Raw genomic sequence first — 17244 nt, 5'->3', positions numbered from 1 at the left:
TGCCGGCCGTGCCTGACCAGGAACCCCGAGTGACGGGCAAGAAAGCGCAAACCCTCAACCAGCGCATCCGCGCTGAACTGGAAAGCCGCATCCTCAGCGGGGAGTGGCCGCCGGGCTTCCGCATTCCCTACGAGCACGAGCTGATGGAGCAGTACGGCTGCTCGCGGATGACCGTCAACAAGGTGCTTACCGCGCTGGCCGAGAGCGGCATGATCGAGCGCCGCCGTCGCGCCGGGTCGTTCGTGGCCCGGCAGCCGCCGCACCTGGAACAGGTGGCGCTGGAAATTCCCGATATCGCCATGGCGGTCGGCGCGCGCGGCCATGTCTACAGCTACCAGCTGCTGGAACGGGCCTATCGCCGCCCGCAGGCGCAGGCCGAGGACGAGATGGCATTGTCCGGCGGGGAAAAACTGCTGGCGATCCGCTGCCTGCACCGCGCCGATGGCCGGCCGTTCGCGCTGGAGCACCGGCTGATCAGCCCGGTCGGCGTGCCGGAAGTACTGGACGTGGATTTCAACACCACCGCACCGGGCAGCTGGCTGCTGCAGAACGTGTCGTGGACCCGTGCCCAGCACCGCATCAGTGCCTGGGGCGCCGATGCGGCCGCCGCGGCACTGCTGGAGGTCAAGCCGGGTACCGCCTGCCTGGTGATCGACCGGCTGACCTGGCGCGGCGAACAACCCATCACCTGCGTGCGGCAGATGTTCCTGGGCGATGCCTGGGACCTGGTGGCAAGATTCGCCCCCGGCGCCCGCTAGATCACAACGTCGTGCACTGCCGCCAGCGCACCGGCTCGTCCACGCCCGGGCGCGGATTGAGCTGGATGCGCACCGTGCGCAGGGCAGGGTAGCGTTTGACCTCGGCGCAGATCAGCGGCCACATCGCGTCGATCTCGCCGCTGCGGTTGATCGACAGGGTCTGCCGGGTCAGCCAGAACGCGCTGACCACGCCGGCCTGGCCGGCCAGCGTGCGGGTCAATTCCTTCTGGTAGCGCGCCAGCGTGGCCGGGTCCGGGTCAGCCTCGATGCCGACGACAGCCGTAGCAGCAGCGTGGGGCGCGGCCGGCGGCGTGGCGGCGGCCGGGGCGGTTGCCGGCACCGGCGCCACGGCGCGCGCTGGCGGAGCGGTCGGCGCGGCGGCCGCGTTGTCGTTGTCCAGCCGCGCGGTCATATAGCCCATGCCTACCAGCAGGCCCAGGGTCAGCGAACCCAATGCGGCGATCGAAATGCGCCGGATCGCCTCGCGGCGGGCCTCGTTCTTGACCCGTGCTTCCATGTCGCCGGGCAGGTAGGGCTGCAGCAGCGGCCACAGCAGGTTCCCATCGAGTATTTCCACGCCCTGTTTCTCGGCGGCCACGCGGCCGTCGCGTTCGACCATGCCCTCGGTGATCAGGATCCCGCCCCGGGCACCGGCCAGGCGCGCGGCGGCGCCCAGCTCGTTCACCGCCGCGGTGCCGATCCGATAGGCGCGGCCGTGCTTGCATGACAGCAGCCAGCGGTGCTGGCCATCGCCCATCAGGAAATCGCTGCGCGGTTCGCGGTTGTCATCGACCTCGCCGGGCACGTCCTGCAGCCCGCGCTGTTCGCGCATGGCGCGGCGCACGATCTCGGAAAAATCACGCCAGTGCATCCCCGCCAGGGCATTGAGCCCCAGCCGGGTTTCCTTGCGGCGGCGCTTCACCAGCCAGAACCAGGCGGTGGCAAGGGACCAGACCACAAGGGCCAGCAGTAAAGCCAGAATCCAGGAGAACATGAGGTACTAGGGGATGAACACGGATGTGCGAGAGACAGTTTATATGCGCCCGCAGGCGTGTGCGGAGTGTCGTATTCGCAGCGGGCGCGTCCCGAGCTTCCTGTCGGTGACGCAGTTCTCATTTCGTGTGCAGTCCGGTACCCCGGGGCCATCACGCAGGCACAAAAAACCCGCCAATCCTTAGCCGTGAGGGGAGGGAACAAACGGCGCAACAGCGATTGGCGGGTCGATCCGATTGTCAACAAAGTCGTGTTGCTTTGCAACAATCCAGTAGCAGGGCACGCGTTCTTCGGGGTTACGGGCCGGTGCCGGGCCCGGGCGAGGCAGCGCGGCTCTCGGCGCGGCTGACCCGTGCATTGAGCGCATCGATACGCGCATTCAACCCGGCCACGTCCTCGGCGGTGGGGATGTGCAGGCGCTTGAGTACGCCCTGGACGCGCTCGTCGAAGGCTTTTTCCACCTTGTCCCAGGTACCGGCCGCCTTCTCGCGGGCCTCGCCCAGGTGTTCTTCCACATTGTCGCGCCAGCGCAGGGCGTCGCCGGCCTGCTCGCGGTTGCGCGCCTCGATCGATTCGCCTTCCTTGACCAGGGTGTCGAACACCCGGCTGCCCTCGGCCTGGGCGCGGCCCAATGCCCCCAGCCCGGCCAGCCACACCTGCTGCGCCGAGCCGGTCAGCTTGCGCGAGAAACGCTCGGCCTGTTCCTGCAGCGAGGGCTGGTCGTCGCCGGCGGCGCTGCGGTCATCGAAGTTGTCGTGCTTGGTCATGGGGGCAATCCTGTCGGTGGACACCCGCCCGATCGTAATCAGCACCGGCGTTGCGCGGTGTGATGGCCGGCGCCCGGGCGGCGCCGGGTGCAGCATCGGTTCAGCCGAGCTTTTCCTGCAACACGCGCTGGATCTCGCCTTCGACCATGCCCTTCATCGCCGACAGCAGGAAACCCAGCGTGGCAGTCACGCGCACCTGGCCGGGCAGCAGTTCGATCGCGCCATCCACCCCGGAGCCATTGAAATTCAGCACCTCACCGGCCCAGTTGCTGCGCAGCCCGAAGCGATCGGCCAGCTTGGCGGCCACGTCCTCGATCGCCTGGCGGGCCTGGTCGGCGGGCAGGGCGTGGGCGTGGCGGATATCGATGCTGGACATACAGGCTCCTGGCGGGGACAGCGGGGAAGGGGCGTGCATTGTGCGCATCCTCGGCGATAACTCCAAGGACTGCGTCACACTTCTTCTTCGATGACATCCAACCTGCTAGGCTTTCGCCGCGTGCAGAACCTGCTAGTTCACTTCACCCATCGCCAACACCCCGACCAGCCGTTGCGGCCCGGGGTGCAACGTATCGTGCGCCATGCCTCGGGCAGCGTGCGGCTGGGCAATGACGCAGTGGGCACCCTGCTGCTGGCCCAGTTCTGCCTGGACGACCGCGGCCTGTGGCTGCAGGTGGCCAACGGCATCCGCGGCATCCACGTCAACGGCCGCCCGGTGCGGCGCATGGCGCTGCTGCGCGCCGGCGATGCGGTATACGCCGACGGCGTGGAGATGCTGATCCAGGGCGAGTGCGAGGCGCTCAGCCAGGCCCCGGCGCGCAGCGACGAGTGCGTGGACGACCAGCGCGTGCTGCGCGGGGTGGGCGGCCAGCACCACGGCCGTGGCTTCACCCTGGACCGCCCGCGGCTGATCGGGCGCGGCGCCGAGGCCGATATCGTGATCGACGATCCGGCCTTTGCCGAACAGCACGCCCGGCTGGAGCGGCACGGCGAGCGCCTGCTGCTGCGCGACCTGGGCGCGGGCGAATCGACCCGCGTCAATGGTGTCAGCGTCCGCCACTGCTGGCTGCTGCCCGGCGACCAGCTGGTGTTCGACGCCCAGCACCGCTTCGTGCTGGAAGTGCCGCACGACGGCCGCAAGCGCATCGTCAGCGAAGACGAGGACGACCTGCTCGACCTGCCCAGCGCCCACACCGCCCCCGTCCGTCCGCCGCGGGTCAGCCGCTGGCCGTGGCTGCTGGCCAGTGCGGTGCTGTTGGCGGCGATCATCAGCAGCCTGCTCTGGTTCGGGGCGCGGTAAACGTCAACGCATGCGCGCTGACGCCCCACGGTGTGCTGCGCACGCCGCGGGCCCCCGCCTCACCGGGCTTCCAGACCCCGCCGCTGCGCGGCGCCCCCTGACTCAGGGGGCTTTCCACCCGACAGACTTCGGCGCATCACGATCCTCGACCGTGACCAGACCGACGGTTGACCACGATCGGCGGCCACCGGTAGATCACGACCGTTGATCGTGACAACAAGCTACGCGCGACGCCGGTAGTGCCGGCCGCTGGCCGGCTCCTCGTGATCCGGCAGGATCCGCACGGAACGGGTCAGCACGCAACACGGCCCCGATAGATTCCAATGCAACCAAATTCGCCTTGCCCGGCAAGGCCTAAAGCCTGGTGCGCTGCGGCATACTAGGGGTCTTGCCCCATAGGTGTGACATGACGCGCGCGTTCAATTTCAGTGCCGGCCCTGCAACCCTGCCGGAATCGGTCCTGCGCAAGGCGCAGGAAGAGATGTTGGAATGGAATGGCGCTGGCGCCTCCATTGTCGAGATGAGCCACCGCGGCCCGGAGTTCATGGCCGTGGCCGCCCAGGCCGAGGCCGATCTGCGCCGCCTGATCGGCATCCCCGACGGCTACGCCGTGCTGTTCCTGGCCGGTGGCGCCACCACCCAGCAGGCCCTGCTGGCGCTGAACTTCGCCCAGCCCGGGCAGACCGTGGACTACGTGCTCACCGGGCACTGGGGCAAGACCGCGATCAAGCAGGTCGCCCCCTACGTCAACGTCCACATCGCCGCCAGCAGCGAAGCCAACGGCTTCCACGACATCCCTGCGCGCGATGCCTGGCAGCTGTCCGACGATGCCGCCTACGTGCATATCACCGCCAACGAGACCATCCACGGCGTGGAGTTCCGCGACACCCCCGACGTGGGCAAGGTGCCGCTGTTCGCCGATTTCAGCTCGTCCATCGCCAGCGAGCCGCTGGATGTCAGCAAGTACGGCCTGATCTATGCCGGTGCGCAGAAGAACCTGGGCCCGGTCGGGGTCTCGGTGTTGATCGTGCGCCGCGACCTGCTCGAGCGCAGCGGCCAGCCGCGCGCGGACATCTTCGATTACCGCTCGCACGTGGCGCGCGATTCCATGCTCAACACCCCGCCGACCTGGAACTGGTACCTGGCCGGGCTGGTGTTCCAGTGGATGCTGGCCGAAGGCGGCGTGGAAGAGTTTGCCCGCCGCAACGCGGCCAAGGCGGCGCTGGTCTACGGCGCCATCGACGGCTCCGGCGGCTTCTACCGCAACCAGGTGGTGCCGGCCGCCCGTTCGCGCATGAACATCCCGTTCTTCCTGCCCGACGACACCCTCAACGCGCGTTTCGTCAGCGAGTCCAAGGCCGCCGGTCTGCTGGCGCTGAAAGGCCACGCCGCGGTCGGCGGCATTCGTGCCTCGCTGTACAACGCCCTGCCGGTGGAGGGCGCCCAGGCACTGGTGGCCTTCATGGCCGACTTCCAGCAGCGCCACGGCTGAGTCTTTCGTTTCAACCGGGGCGCCCGCCGCCCCACTGCACCTGGAACCCCTGATGGCCAAACAACCCGCCAAGCCCACGCCCAAGACCCGCGCCGCCAAGCCCGCGCCGACCAGGACCAAGGCCGCCGCCAAGGCCACGCCTGAGAGCAAGCGCGCTGCCAAGCCCGTCGCCGCGCCGGTGCTGTCGGACGTGCGCGCCAAGATCGACCACATCGACCGCAGTATCCAGGCACTGATCGCCGAGCGCGCCCATTTCGCCCACCAGGTCGGCAAGGCCAAGGGCAAGCTGGCCGCCGCCGTGGACTACTACCGGCCCGAACGCGAAGCGCAGGTGCTGCGCATGGTGGTGGACCGCAACGAAGGCCCGCTCAGCGATGAAGTGCTGGTGCACGTGTACCGCGAAATCATGTCGGCCTGCCTGGCCCAGCAGGAGCCGTTGAAGATCGGCTACCTCGGCCCGGAAGGCACCTTCAGCCAGCAGGCCGTGCTCAAGCATTTCGGCCGCTCGGCGCTGGGCCTGCCGCTGGCCAGCATCGAGGAAGTGTTCCAGGAAGTGGAAGCGGGCAACGCCGATTTCGGCGTGGTGCCGGTGGAAAACTCGGGGCAGGGCACCATCCAGATCACCCTGGACATGTTCCTGACCTCCAACCTGAAGATCTGCGGCGAAGTGGAACTGCGCGTGCAGCAGTACCTGATGTCGCGCAGCGGCCGGCTGGAGGATGTCGAACGCGTCTACGGCCACCCGCAGTCGTTCATGCAGACCTCCTCGTGGCTGCGCGCCAACCTGCCCAAGGCCGAGAAGATCCCGGTCTCCAGCAACGCCGAAGGCGCGCGCCGCGCGCGCAACGCCGAAGACGCCGCCGCGATCGGCGGGGAGAGCGCCGGGCATGTGTACGGCCTGAAGAAGGTCGTCACCAAGCCGATCCAGAACGACGCGGACAACACCACCCGCTTCCTGGTCATCGGCCGCAACATCTTCCCGACCTCCGGCCACGACCGCACCTCGGTGCTGGTGTTCATCCACGACAAGCCTGGCGCGTTGTTCGACGTGCTCAGCCCGTTCGCCCGCCACGGCATCAGCATGAACCGCATCGAGTCGCGCCCCTCGCACAACGCCAAGTGGGAGTACGGCTTCTTCATCGACCTGGCCGGCCATGTCGAAGACGAGGCGATGCAGGCGGCGCTGGCCGAACTGGAAGCGCATTCGGCGCAGATCAAGATCCTCGGCTCCTATCCGGTGGCCGTGCCCTGACCCGAACGGCGTAGCGGCCTTGCCCGCTACGCCCGGCCCGGCGCCCGTGCGGGCGCTGCGGCCCCTCCCGCATACCGTTGCATCGCCGCCGCGGCGGCCCGCCCCCTAGGATTTTCGATGACCGCTACTCCGTACTGGATCGCCCACAAGGGCCAGCCCCTGCAGGGCAGCCTGACCATTCCCGGCGACAAGTCCGTCTCGCACCGTTCGGTGATGTTCGCCGCGCTGGCCGATGGCGTCTCGCGCATCGACGGCTTCTTGGAAGGCGAGGACACCCGCGCCACCGCCGCGATCTTCGCCCAGATGGGCGTGCGCATCGATACCCCATCGCCGTCGCAGCGCATCGTGCACGGCGTCGGCGTGGATGGCCTGAAGGCGCCGGGCGCACCGCTGGACTGCGGCAACGCCGGCACCGGCATGCGCCTGCTTGCCGGCCTGCTGGCGGCGCAGCCGTTCGATTCGGTGATGGTCGGCGATGAGTCACTGTCGCGCCGCCCGATGCGCCGGGTCACCGGCCCGCTGGCGCTGATGGGCGCGAAGATCGACACCGAGGCCGACGGCACCCCGCCACTGCGCGTGCACGGTGGCCAGTCGCTGAGGGGCATTGAATTCACCTCGTCGGTGGCCAGTGCACAGGTCAAATCGGCGGTGCTGCTGGCCGGCCTGTACGCCGACGGCGAAACCTCGGTAAGCGAGCCGCATCCCACCCGCGACTACAGCGAACGCATGCTGCGCGCCTTCGGCGTGGACATCGCGTTCTCGCCCGGCAAGGCCCGCCTGCGTGGCGGCCAGCGCCTGCGCGCCACCGACATCGTGGTGCCGGCCGATTTCTCCTCGGCGGCGTTCTTCCTGGTGGCCGCCAGCATCATCCCCGGGTCCGAACTGCGCCTGCGCGCGGTCGGCCTCAACCCGCGCCGCACCGGCCTGCTGGCCGCATTGCGGTTGATGGGCGCGGACATCGCCGAAGAAAACCATGCCGAGCAGGGCGGCGAAGCGGTGGCCGACCTGGTAGTGCGCTATGCACCGCTGCACGGCGCACAGATTCCCGAGGCCCTGGTGCCGGACATGATCGACGAATTCCCGGCCCTGTTCGTGGCCGCCGCCGCCGCGCAGGGCAACACCGTGGTGCGCGGCGCGGCCGAACTGCGGGTCAAGGAATCCGACCGCCTCGGCGCGATGGCCACCGGCCTGCGCGCGCTGGGCGTGCAGGTGGATGAAACCGAGGACGGCGCCACCATCCACGGCGGCGCGGAGCTGGGCAGCGGCACCATCGAAAGCCACGGCGACCACCGCATCGCCATGGCCTTCGCCATCGCCGGCCAGCTCAGCAGCGGGGAAGTGCGTATCAACGACATCGCCAACGTCGCCACCTCGTTCCCGGATTTCGACGGCCTGGCCACCGGCGCCGGTTTCGGCCTGCGCTGACCTCAAACCGCACGACCGGGTAGGTCCGACCCAGGGTCGGATGCCCTTCGCCCGGGTGCCGTGATGTCGGGGCATTGGGTCTGCGGAGCCGGATGTCCGTCGCCCGGATGTCCGAGCATGGCTCGGACCCACCCCGGCAACGGCAACAAAAAACGGAGGCCATCGGCCTCCGTTCTTCGTTGCGCGTTACCGCCGTGGTTACCGCTCGGTGCGGAAATCCACCGGCACCCGCACTACGCTGGCCACCGCGCGGCCATTGTGCATGGCCGGCTCGAACTGCCAGTCGCGCACGGTGCCCAGCACCGCGCGATCCAGCTGGCGGTCACGCGTGCCGCTGCGCTGCACGATGGCAGCGTCGGTCACCTGGCCGCGCGGGTCCACGTTCAAGCTGGCCACCACGCTGCCCTGCACGCCGCTGCGCAGCGCCGAGGCCGGGTAGGCCGGCTTGGCATTGCTGGCCAGCGGCCGCGCATCGCGGTTGCGTACCGCCGGCACCGCCTTGCGCTGGGCCGTAGCCGGTGCGGCCTGGCGGGTGGCCGGGGCCGCGGGAGCAGTAGCCACCGGCGTCTGCGTGGCAGGCAGCATGCGCTCGCCCACCGGTGCGGTGGCGGTTTCATCGGGGTTGGCATAGCGCAGCCACACCAGCGCGGCGGCGAACATCGCCACAATCAGCGCCATCCACAGCCACGGCGAGGTGCTGCGGCGGTTCGGTTCATCGGTCACATCGCGCTGCTGCTGCGGCGAGGCGTGCATGTCCGGGGCATGGGTAACACTCATGGCTGACTCCTGGTGTCGGTTGACGCCTGCAGTCTTGCCCGGGTCTGGTTGCCGGTGTGTCAGCGCAACGTCAACGCGGTGGTTGCGGTGCCGGCCTGGTTCAGTTTGCTGAGCCGTTGCCGAATCAGCGCGGTGCACACCGCGCTGACGCCGTTCTCACTGCGGCTTGAAGTCGAACGGCACTTCGATGCTGCCCGGCACCGGCTGGCCGTTGCTCTGCGCCGGCACGAAGCGCCAGCGGCGCACGGCCTCGGCCGCCGCCCGGTCCAGCTCGCGCGAACCGCTGCGCTGGATGAGGGTTACGGCCGAAGGCGCGCCAGTGGCGTCCACGTCCACCCGCACTACCACGCTGCCGCTGTCGCCACGGCGCAGGGCGGCCGGCGGATAGGCCGGCGGCGGCGACTGGCCGGCAATCGGCTGCGGGCGGTCGCTGCCCACCGCAGCGGCCGGAGCCGCCTCCGGTGGCGCTGCCGCCGGGGCGGCAGGCGGGGGCGGCGGGGTAGTTTCAACCAGCTGCGGCTTGTCTTCGCCGGCAGGCGGTGCCTTGGCATCGGGCATGTCGCTGGAGCCGGCCGCAGCGGCCAACGGTTCGGGCAGCGGCTCGATCTCGGCGGCCTGCTGCGGGGTCTGCGCCGGCCCGGCCGTATAGAAGTCGTCGTTGCGGCCGCTCAGCCACACCACCAGGAACAGCGCGATGCCCACGCCAAAGGCGATGCCGGCGATCATCAGGCTGCGCCGGGGCAGGTGGAAGGTGATGTTCTTGCCAGAAGGGGTGCGGGAAGCGGACATGAGCCATACCGTGGTGAACAGCCCGATTCTGCCACGGCCGGCCTGACTGGCGGCAGAAATCCGCGTAACAGGCGATAATCGCGTTCCGAACCTGCAACCAGCCCGACGCCATGCTCGATCCAGCCCTGCTTCGCCAACACCCCACCGACCTTGCCGAACGCCTGCGCTCCTCGCGCGGTTTCGAGCTGGATGTGTCCGGGCTGGAGTCGCTGGAGGCCGACCGCAAGCGCATCCAGGTGCGCACCCAGGAACTGCAGAGCCTGCGCAACAGCCGCTCCAAGGCGATCGGCCAGGCCAAGGCCAAGGGCGAAGACGTCTCGGCGATCATGGCCGAAGTAGCCGCCTTCGCCGATGAACTCAAGGCCTCCGAAGTGGCCCTGGACGAGCTGCGCGACAGGATCGAAGCGATCGCGCTGGGCATCCCCAACCTGCCTGCCGCCGATGTACCGGCCGGTGCGGACGAAAGCGAAAACGTCGAGCAGAAGCGCTGGGGCACCCCGCGCAGCTTCGACTTCGCCGTGCTCGACCATGTCGAACTGGGCGCACGCCACCACTGGCTGGACGCGGAAACCGCGGCCAAGCTGTCCGGCGCGCGCTTCACCGTGCTGCGCGGCCCGATCGCGCGCCTGCACCGCGCGCTGGCCCAGTTCATGCTCGACCTGCACGCCGGCGAGCATGGCTATGAAGAAACCAACGTGCCGCTGCTGGTCAATGCCGAGTCCCTGCGCGGCACCAGCCAGCTGCCCAAGTTCGAGGACGACCTGTTCAAGACCGCCGTGGGTGAGTCCACGCGCTACCTGATCCCGACCTCGGAAGTGCCGCTGACCAACATCGTGCGCGATGACATCCTCGACGCCGAGCGCCTGCCGCTGCGCATGACCGCCCATTCGCTGTGCTTCCGCGCCGAAGCCGGCAGCGGCGGCCGCGACGTGCGCGGCATGATCCGCCAGCACCAGTTCGAGAAGGTGGAACTGGTCACTGCCTGCACCCCCGAGCAGAGCGAGGACGAACACCAGCGCATGACCCGCTGCGCCGAAGTGGTACTGGAAAAGCTCGGCCTGCCGTACCGCAAGGTGCTGCTGTGCACCGGCGACATGGGCTTTGCCGCGGTCAAGACCTACGACCTGGAAGTCTGGCTGCCTTCGCAGGCCACCTACCGCGAGATTTCCTCGTGCTCCAACTGTGGCGACTTCCAGGCCCGCCGCATGCAGGCGCGCTGGCGCAACCCGGACACCGGCAAGCCCGAGCTGCTGCATACCCTCAACGGCTCCGGCGTCGCGGTGGGCCGGGCGATGATCGCGGTGATGGAGAACTACCAGAACGCCGACGGCAGCATCACCGTCCCCGACGCGCTCAAGCCCTACATGGGCGGCCTGGACACCATCGCCTGAACCGAAAAACCCGCCGAAAGGCGGGTTTTTTGTTTACGCCCCCGGGTAGAGCCACCCCATGGGTGGCTGCCATAACGTTCGCGCATCACCCGTAGCCACCCATGGGGTGGCTCTACCGGTGTTACACAACCTGCAGCACCCGCAGCGGTACCCAGCCTTCCCTCCCGCCACGGACCGCTACGCACCACACCCAGCCATTGAGTACCCGTCCCCCGGCCAGTTCCTGGTCCGGGTCCACATCCAGTTCGCGCGCGCAGTAGTCTTCCTGCGCGAAGGCCTCGCCCAGCCCATCGCGCCCGATCACCTGGGCCGGCACCCAGCCGGGCTGCTGGCCGGCCGCCTCGCACAGATACCAGTCGTCCCAGCCTTCCGGCCCCTGGTAGCGTTCGCCCACCCGCAGCGCCTGGCCGCGCGCCAGGGTGATGGGGTGGGGGAACTCACTGCGGTGCGGGGCGATGACCAGATAGCGCATGCGCGGCGATCCAGGGGAACAGGTGACCAGCGTAGTAAAACCGGCCGGCCCTGCCCAGCACCCGCGTCGCGTTTGCGGCATCGAAAAAAAGATGGCCCCGGAAGGGGCCATCAGGCGCAACACCGGCAAGGGAGAGAGAACCGGTGCTGCGCCCACCACGCCACCACGACGAGGGGGAGGGAGTGGCGTGGCGTTGCGACTCAGGCCGCCAGGGCCTGCGGTTGCGGCAGCGCGGCCAGGGCCCCGGCGATCGCATCGGTGCGGTGCTGCGGCGAATAGGCGATGCCCTCGGCGCGCACGAACTCCACGTTGTCGATCCCGAAGAAGGCGAACACCTGGCGCAGGTAGGGGTCCTGGAAGTCGGTCGGCGCACCGGTATGCAGGCCGCCGCGGCTGCTGGCCACGATCACCCGCTTGCCACCGGCCAGGCCCACCGGGCCGTTTTCGGTGTACTTGAAGGTGCGCCCGGCCACGGCCAGGCGGTCGATCCAGGCTTTCAGGGTGGAAGCGACGCTGAAGTTGTACATTGGGGAACCGATCACGACCATGTCCGCGTCCAGGAACTGGGTCAGCACCTGTTCGGCGTCGGCCGCTTCGGCCGGGTCGGACTGGGCCAGCGAACTGCTGCGCAGGTGGGCCACCGGCTGGGCGTCCAGGTCGCGGTAGCTGACCTGCAGGTCAGGCACCTGGTCGCGCCACTGCTGGACCACCGCGGCCGAGAGCTGGCGGGAAACCGAGTTGTCGCCAAGCACGCTGGCGTCGATGTGAAGAAGCTTCATGGCAGTCACCTGATTCTGGGGAGGGGCGGAAGTCGCCGCCGACGGAGATCAGGTTAGGTTGTTGCATCCGTAGGATAAAGGTGGTTGAATACCACATATTGTTCTATATCTGGAACTCGAGCATGCAGGACCTCAACGATCTTTACTACTTCGCCATGGTGGTCGATCACGGCGGTTTCGCCGCGGCCGAGCGCGCCCTGGGCATTCCCAAATCGCGCCTGAGCCGGCGCATCAGCCAGCTGGAAACCGACCTGGGCGTGCGCCTGCTGCAGCGCTCCACGCGCCGCTTCGCGGTCACCGACGTGGGCACCAGCGTGCATCGCCACGCCCAGACCATGCTTGCCGAGGCCCAGGCCGCGCGCGAGGTGGTGGACCGCCTCAGCGCCGAACCACGCGGCCTGGTCCGCGCCAGCGTGCCGGTATCGCTGGCGCAGATGCAGCTGCCCAAGCTGCTGCCCACGTTCCTGGCCCAGTACCCCAAGGTGCGCCTGCAGCTGAACATCAGCAACCGCCGCGTGGACATCATCAACGAAGGCTACGACGTCGCCCTGCGCGTGCGCTCGCGGCTGGATGACGACGGCAGCCTGGTCATGCGCAGCTTCGGCCAGGTGCAGGAACTGCTGGTGGCCAGCCCGAAATACCTCGACCGCGCCGGCCGCCCTAAGGACCCCGACGAGCTGATCAACCACGTCACCCTGAGCATCAGCGAAGACGAGGCGCGCCAACGCTGGGAACTGCATGGCCCGGAAGGCGCGGTACGCCGCGTTGACCTGCAGCCGCGCGTGGCCGGTTTCGACTTCCCGCTGCTGCAGAGCATGGTCAAGGACGGCTTCGGCATCACCATGCTGCCCGAAACCGTCTGCGCCGACGCGGTGCGCAACGGCGAACTGGAAGTGGTGCTGCCGGAATGGTCGCTGCCGCAGGGCATCTGCCACGCCGTGTTCGCCTCCCGCCGCGGCTTGCTGCCGGCGGTACGGGTGTTCATCGACTTCCTGGCCGAACACCTGCCGCCGCAGCTGGAGGCCTCGCGCCTGGATTGCGGCGGCGCCTGCGAGCGGGCCAAGGAGAAGATCCGCGCCAGCGCGCTGGGTGCGTTGGCGGTGGATGCGGGCTGACAGCACCCTGGGGTGTTGGCTAGACCGGTGCTCCCGTAGAGCCGGGCTCTGCGCGGCTGCCTTTCGCCTTACTACCGACGAAAAAGCCGGTTCCAGAAGCCGGGGCTAGCCACCTCAATTTCCGGTGCCGGTTCAACCAATGCCATCAATGCCGTGCTGCGCGGCACCTTAAGAATGCGTGCGTACTCCGGATAGCTGACCATTCCGTGTGCATGCAGTTGTTCCGGCATCGGCGGCAATACCTGACCCTGTAACAGCACCTGAAATGCAAGCGGCTTGTCCAGGCGAATCGCCTCGAAAAGTGCTGTTCCTCCGCTCTCCGGATTGATTCTATTGGCCCGCAGCGGATCGTCGATCAGTAATGCTTCGATTACCGGCAGATCCTCCTCTTCCACGGCTGTTGCCAGCCGTACCAGTGCCTCCTTCTCAGATAGAGACAGGCTGTCGTTGTAGGCCTGCTGGGCAATTTCATCCTCATCGCGACCGTCGCCGGCTTCGATGGTCAGGAAATCGGTAATCAAGGCGGCCGGCGCACCGCCAGCATCCAGCGCCCAGTAGCTGGGATAGGCACCGTCACCCCAGCCGCTGGTGAACACCGCCACAGCATGGGGGGAGGTTTCACCCCAAGGGCGATACATGGCCCCCTCATCCAGGCCGTCATGATAGATAAGTTCGTCGCACCATTGTCTGTCTTCGTCGGTATGTTGCTCAATCAGGGCCAGCAGCGCCTGCTGGGTGTCGGCATCCATGAAACAGCCGACGCCCGCGTCCACGGGATAGCCAATGTAGTAATCGTTCTCCAGCGTGGAAGCGTCCTGCGCCGACCAGCGCGCCATCTGCCAGCGCAGCGATGCGGCCGTCAGCGTCAGTCGTGGCTGAAACCATACTACGGAGAGGGCGGGTCGACCGCTGGCAGTAATAATCTCCACCATGTGCCGGCCCGGTGGCGCGACGTAATCAGCCAGGGGCGGCGTCTCCGGGTAGGCGAGCGGGTCGCAAACGACCAGCCGTCCGCTGCTCACCGGTAGTTGCCCGACTACACGGCGCTGAAGCGAGACCGCTGCCAGTTGAGGCTCCTCGAAGAAGCAGGCATGAAGGTTGGCCAAGTCTAGAAGGGCCATGGGGACTCCTGGGCAGGGGTGACAGGCTGCCACCGTGCCGGAACTTTGGGCGCGAAGGCAACCTCATGGTCTTGGGCTATTGGCCATCACGTGAGAGAATGGCCGCTGCTCAGGTAGAAGGCAGCGATACGGAGAGATGGCCGAGCGGTTTAAGGCACCGGTCTTGAAAACCGGCGAAGGGTCAAACCTTCCGTGGGTTCGAATCCCACTCTCTCCGCCAATACCGAAAAATGCATTCTAAAACAAGGTGTTACGGGTCCAAATGCTCCCGGTCTAGGCTAGGGCGCTAGGTACACCCGTGCGGTGTACAAAGCCCGAACGAATGCTGGTCTGATAACGCCAACCCCTTTTGTCTCTCGGCCGTTTGGCACCCTGCTGCGCTGTCCTCGACGGCCTTATCCCCTCCCGGATCGGCAATGGCTGTCATCGCACTCACGTGCCTAATCGGCTAGCCTGAACTTCTACACCCTACTGGGTGTTGGACAGGGAGCGTGCTTATGAGCGGTGAAGGAGCTGGTCCGTGCCACAGTTTTTGACCCGTAGTGCGGTTCGCCTGCTAGAGGCCGCTTTGGACAGCTTGTCGCTAGCGATGACTGCGGCGGCTGCGCCTGTTCGCCATATACCGAAGTCAGCCGACTCCGCCTTCGCCACGGTCGTAGGCATGACGGGGGTTGCAGCAGAGCAAGTGCTATCCGCAATTTTGATTCAGGTGGATGGCGATTCGGCAGCTCTCACGCCAGATGGAAAATTCAAAACTGCAGGGCATGTGCTGAGTGATGTTCGTAGAGTTCTCACGGCCCCGCCTGTGGCTAGGGCTGCATTTCTAACAGCAGGGCTTCAGGACGTCGCACGGCACCGTCAGGATCTGCTGAGCTATTTGGAGAGGTTCACCCTGTTAACCGCTCAACGAGCGGGGGCGCTTCATGGTGGGCTTGGTGTAAGCAGGGAGGTGGCCCTGCACTCAGTCAGAACTGTTCATGGTTTCATCTCGCTGCTGGGAAAGTCAGCGAAGATCAAGCCCTATATCTCTGCGATGCCTAGCATGCCGGAGACGCCAACCGAACCTTATCTCATACTTGACGAACTAGTAGCTCGACTCGCAAGCGCTGAGACGGCACCTCAAAAGGGTGCAATACTCCGACAGCTTTTTCTGGTGCTACCCGAGGTTCCGGCGGCTGCGCCAGATTGGCTTGAAGCTTTCGAGCGAGTGATGGTAGTTCCAACCGACCGAGATGTCAGCGTTTTGATGACGACACTTCAGGCCGCGCAGCCGGCGCGTTTTTCGAGACTGACTGGCGGTGGCCGAGCAATCAATGTCTCTGTCTCCCGCTCTCCAGCCGCTCTGCCAGTAGAGCTGCAGTCGCTTCGATCCGAGTTTACGAACATCACCGATCAGATCGGTGGTGACATAGCGAACGCTAACGGTAGGCTCAACCAGAACACCCTCCACCTTCCGCCTGATCGGATCATAGCTAGTTTGTTCGCGATGCCGGAAAGGCAGCTTGAAGATGCATTTGGAGGCAGCGTGCTTACCGCGCATAAGGCATGGGCCTTCATCGCTAGCGCGCTAGGTTTGCGAAATGGAACCCCTTGGCCTTACTGGTTCTTAGTTCGGCGGGTACAGGACTTGGGTCAGTTGCGCACGCAATTGCAGCGGGCTGCTCGAGTGGGGCAGCGCGACACGTTGACGCAAAAGATAACTGAAGAAGCCGTAGTCGGGATCAATGCAATTGAGAGGTCCAGGCCTCTTTCTGCCAATCACCCATTGTTTATTGAATGTCAGAATCGCAGCACTACAGCAGCAGTAGCGGCAGCATCGTTGCCCGACGCAGTCGAGCGAGCTATCAATTCGGGGAGGAGGTCTATCACAGAGAGAGCACGTGAAGCCGTATTGGATCTAAGCACTGGCTTTGGCACAGCAGGGGAGGCTTGGGCGGCTCTCGAAGCTGACCCGGTACCAGGTCGTGGCGCGGCCGATAGTCGCGCCTATTGGGCGCGCATGCTCGCGTGCTCTACCACGAGTCCAAACGACGTCGCATTCTTGGCAGCTGTCTGCATGGATCCGACGCTGAGCAATGCGCATACCGCTGCACGCAAAGCTCTGCGACTCATCGACGCGACTACACATGGGCCTTCAATGGATTTTGAGGATAATTAGTAACCTGCGTCAGCAGGCATTGATCCAATCAGTCAATTCATGGAGCTGATGCTCCCAGAATAGGGTTAGGCCCCTCGATCGCGCGTCCTCAAGGGCGGCGCTTTTCGTCGTGCACACACAGATGAAGGCATGACGCATATCGACCTGACTGGCGCGCCCGGGGTGCATCGCGCGCGGGTGATCAGTTTTGAGCGCGGGTTCCCTTCAGATCGTATCGATCGGCTGAGCGCCGCTACTTCATTGCCTCAAGCGGACCAGGGACGCCCACGTCAGCGACGGGGCTACCGACAGCCAGCACCAACGACCCATGCCGTGCCACGCCGCGCGGCAGGCCCCGGCGGTTTTGCCTGCCTCCTCTCTACCGTTGATCGTAGCGAAATTCACTGTACGAGGCCCGTAGAAATAAAGGTGGCGTGCAGATCGCACGCCACCTCAACATCAACCGTAAGTAGAAAATCAGATTTTCTTTAGTTTTGTTGCTTCTGAACATGGACGGGGCCGACGGTTACAGTGCCGGTCTTTCCACCACCGCCACCGCCACCGCCGCCGCCAGTGGGAGATCTGTGCCCGCCGCCACCGCCACCGCCACCGCCACGAGGCGGGTTACTGGTCTGCCGCTTTGGTTCCCCGCCCTCCCAGCCGCCATCGAACGAATACT

16 protein-coding genes and 1 tRNA gene are annotated in these 17244 nt (G+C 66.6%); 8 read left to right on the top strand and 9 right to left on the bottom strand.

The window, feature by feature from the left end; genetic code table 11:
* The first annotated feature begins 29 nt into the window (after positions 1 to 29).
* A complete protein-coding gene (hutC, locus tag AC3ITM_RS11565; protein WP_489265140.1) occupies positions 30 to 758 on the top strand; it encodes a histidine utilization transcriptional repressor HutC in 729 nt (242 codons plus the stop codon).
* A 1-nt stretch (position 759) separates the two neighbouring features.
* Here hutC and AC3ITM_RS11560 read toward each other — a convergent pair whose 3' ends face one another.
* The 3 genes from AC3ITM_RS11560 to AC3ITM_RS11550 all read right to left on the bottom strand — a co-directional run bounded on the left by AC3ITM_RS11560 (position 760) and on the right by AC3ITM_RS11550 (position 2894).
* Entirely contained in the window at positions 760 to 1752 is a 993-nt protein-coding gene (locus tag AC3ITM_RS11560) for a restriction endonuclease (RefSeq protein WP_489265138.1), read from the bottom strand.
* Positions 1753 to 2047: 295 nt separating this feature from the next.
* The gene (locus tag AC3ITM_RS11555) at positions 2048 to 2518 is read right to left on the bottom strand and encodes a phasin family protein (RefSeq protein WP_489265137.1); all 471 of its coding nucleotides are present in this window, start codon (positions 2516 to 2518) and stop codon (positions 2048 to 2050) included.
* Between the two features lie 100 nt (positions 2519 to 2618).
* Complete coding sequence (locus AC3ITM_RS11550) at positions 2619 to 2894, bottom strand: polyhydroxyalkanoic acid system family protein (protein WP_489265135.1); 276 nt, start codon at positions 2892 to 2894, stop codon at positions 2619 to 2621.
* A 120-nt stretch (positions 2895 to 3014) separates the two neighbouring features.
* Here AC3ITM_RS11550 and AC3ITM_RS11545 point away from each other — a divergent pair, with 120 nt between their 5' ends.
* From AC3ITM_RS11545 to aroA, 4 genes are all read left to right on the top strand, one after another.
* Positions 3015 to 3815, top strand: a complete 801-nt coding sequence (locus AC3ITM_RS11545; RefSeq protein WP_489265133.1) for an FHA domain-containing protein — start codon at positions 3015 to 3017, stop codon at positions 3813 to 3815.
* A 406-nt stretch (positions 3816 to 4221) separates the two neighbouring features.
* On the top strand, positions 4222 to 5307 hold the full coding sequence (gene serC, locus AC3ITM_RS11540; protein ID WP_489265132.1) for a 3-phosphoserine/phosphohydroxythreonine transaminase: 1086 nt from the start codon (positions 4222 to 4224) through the stop codon (positions 5305 to 5307).
* A 52-nt stretch (positions 5308 to 5359) separates the two neighbouring features.
* The gene (gene pheA, locus AC3ITM_RS11535) at positions 5360 to 6559 is read left to right on the top strand and encodes a prephenate dehydratase (protein ID WP_489265130.1); all 1200 of its coding nucleotides are present in this window, start codon (positions 5360 to 5362) and stop codon (positions 6557 to 6559) included.
* A 117-nt stretch (positions 6560 to 6676) separates the two neighbouring features.
* Complete coding sequence (aroA, locus tag AC3ITM_RS11530) at positions 6677 to 7984, top strand: 3-phosphoshikimate 1-carboxyvinyltransferase (RefSeq protein ID WP_489265128.1); 1308 nt, start codon at positions 6677 to 6679, stop codon at positions 7982 to 7984.
* A gap of 198 nt (positions 7985 to 8182) precedes the next feature.
* On the opposite strand, the gene AC3ITM_RS11525 is transcribed toward aroA, so the two are convergent.
* Entirely contained in the window at positions 8183 to 8761 is a 579-nt protein-coding gene (locus AC3ITM_RS11525; RefSeq protein ID WP_489265127.1) for an energy transducer TonB, read from the bottom strand.
* Between the two features lie 156 nt (positions 8762 to 8917).
* Positions 8918 to 9550: an energy transducer TonB gene (locus AC3ITM_RS11520; protein WP_489265126.1), complete on the bottom strand. Its 633-nt coding sequence runs from the start codon at positions 9548 to 9550 to the stop codon at positions 8918 to 8920.
* 110 nt (positions 9551 to 9660) lie between these two features.
* On the opposite strand from AC3ITM_RS11520, the gene serS reads away from it, so the two are divergent.
* Complete coding sequence (gene serS, locus AC3ITM_RS11515) at positions 9661 to 10941, top strand: serine--tRNA ligase (RefSeq protein ID WP_489265124.1); 1281 nt, start codon at positions 9661 to 9663, stop codon at positions 10939 to 10941.
* 121 nt (positions 10942 to 11062) lie between these two features.
* Here serS and AC3ITM_RS11510 read toward each other — a convergent pair whose 3' ends face one another.
* Both AC3ITM_RS11510 and AC3ITM_RS11505 read right to left on the bottom strand, forming a co-directional pair.
* A complete protein-coding gene (locus AC3ITM_RS11510) occupies positions 11063 to 11413 on the bottom strand; it encodes an SH3 domain-containing protein (RefSeq protein ID WP_489265122.1) in 351 nt (116 codons plus the stop codon).
* A 200-nt stretch (positions 11414 to 11613) separates the two neighbouring features.
* Positions 11614 to 12192 (bottom strand): FMN-dependent NADH-azoreductase, encoded by a 579-nt coding sequence (locus AC3ITM_RS11505; RefSeq protein WP_489265120.1) that lies wholly within the window; start codon positions 12190 to 12192, stop codon positions 11614 to 11616.
* 122 nt (positions 12193 to 12314) lie between these two features.
* Here AC3ITM_RS11505 and AC3ITM_RS11500 point away from each other — a divergent pair, with 122 nt between their 5' ends.
* A complete protein-coding gene (locus AC3ITM_RS11500; protein WP_489265118.1) occupies positions 12315 to 13307 on the top strand; it encodes a LysR substrate-binding domain-containing protein in 993 nt (330 codons plus the stop codon).
* 71 nt (positions 13308 to 13378) lie between these two features.
* Here AC3ITM_RS11500 and AC3ITM_RS11495 read toward each other — a convergent pair whose 3' ends face one another.
* Complete coding sequence (locus tag AC3ITM_RS11495; protein WP_489265116.1) at positions 13379 to 14428, bottom strand: DUF4241 domain-containing protein; 1050 nt, start codon at positions 14426 to 14428, stop codon at positions 13379 to 13381.
* A 130-nt stretch (positions 14429 to 14558) separates the two neighbouring features.
* Here AC3ITM_RS11495 and AC3ITM_RS11490 point away from each other — a divergent pair.
* Positions 14559 to 14648 (top strand) — tRNA-Ser (locus AC3ITM_RS11490).
* Between the two features lie 936 nt (positions 14649 to 15584).
* On the opposite strand, the gene AC3ITM_RS11485 is transcribed toward AC3ITM_RS11490, so the two are convergent.
* Positions 15585 to 15968: a hypothetical protein gene (locus AC3ITM_RS11485; protein ID WP_489265114.1), complete on the bottom strand. Its 384-nt coding sequence runs from the start codon at positions 15966 to 15968 to the stop codon at positions 15585 to 15587.
* Positions 15969 to 17244 lie beyond the last annotated feature (1276 nt).

It is taken from the genome of Stenotrophomonas sp. KH_029, from assembly GCF_057839765.1.
This window is presented reverse-complemented; position numbering and strand designations above follow the sequence as displayed.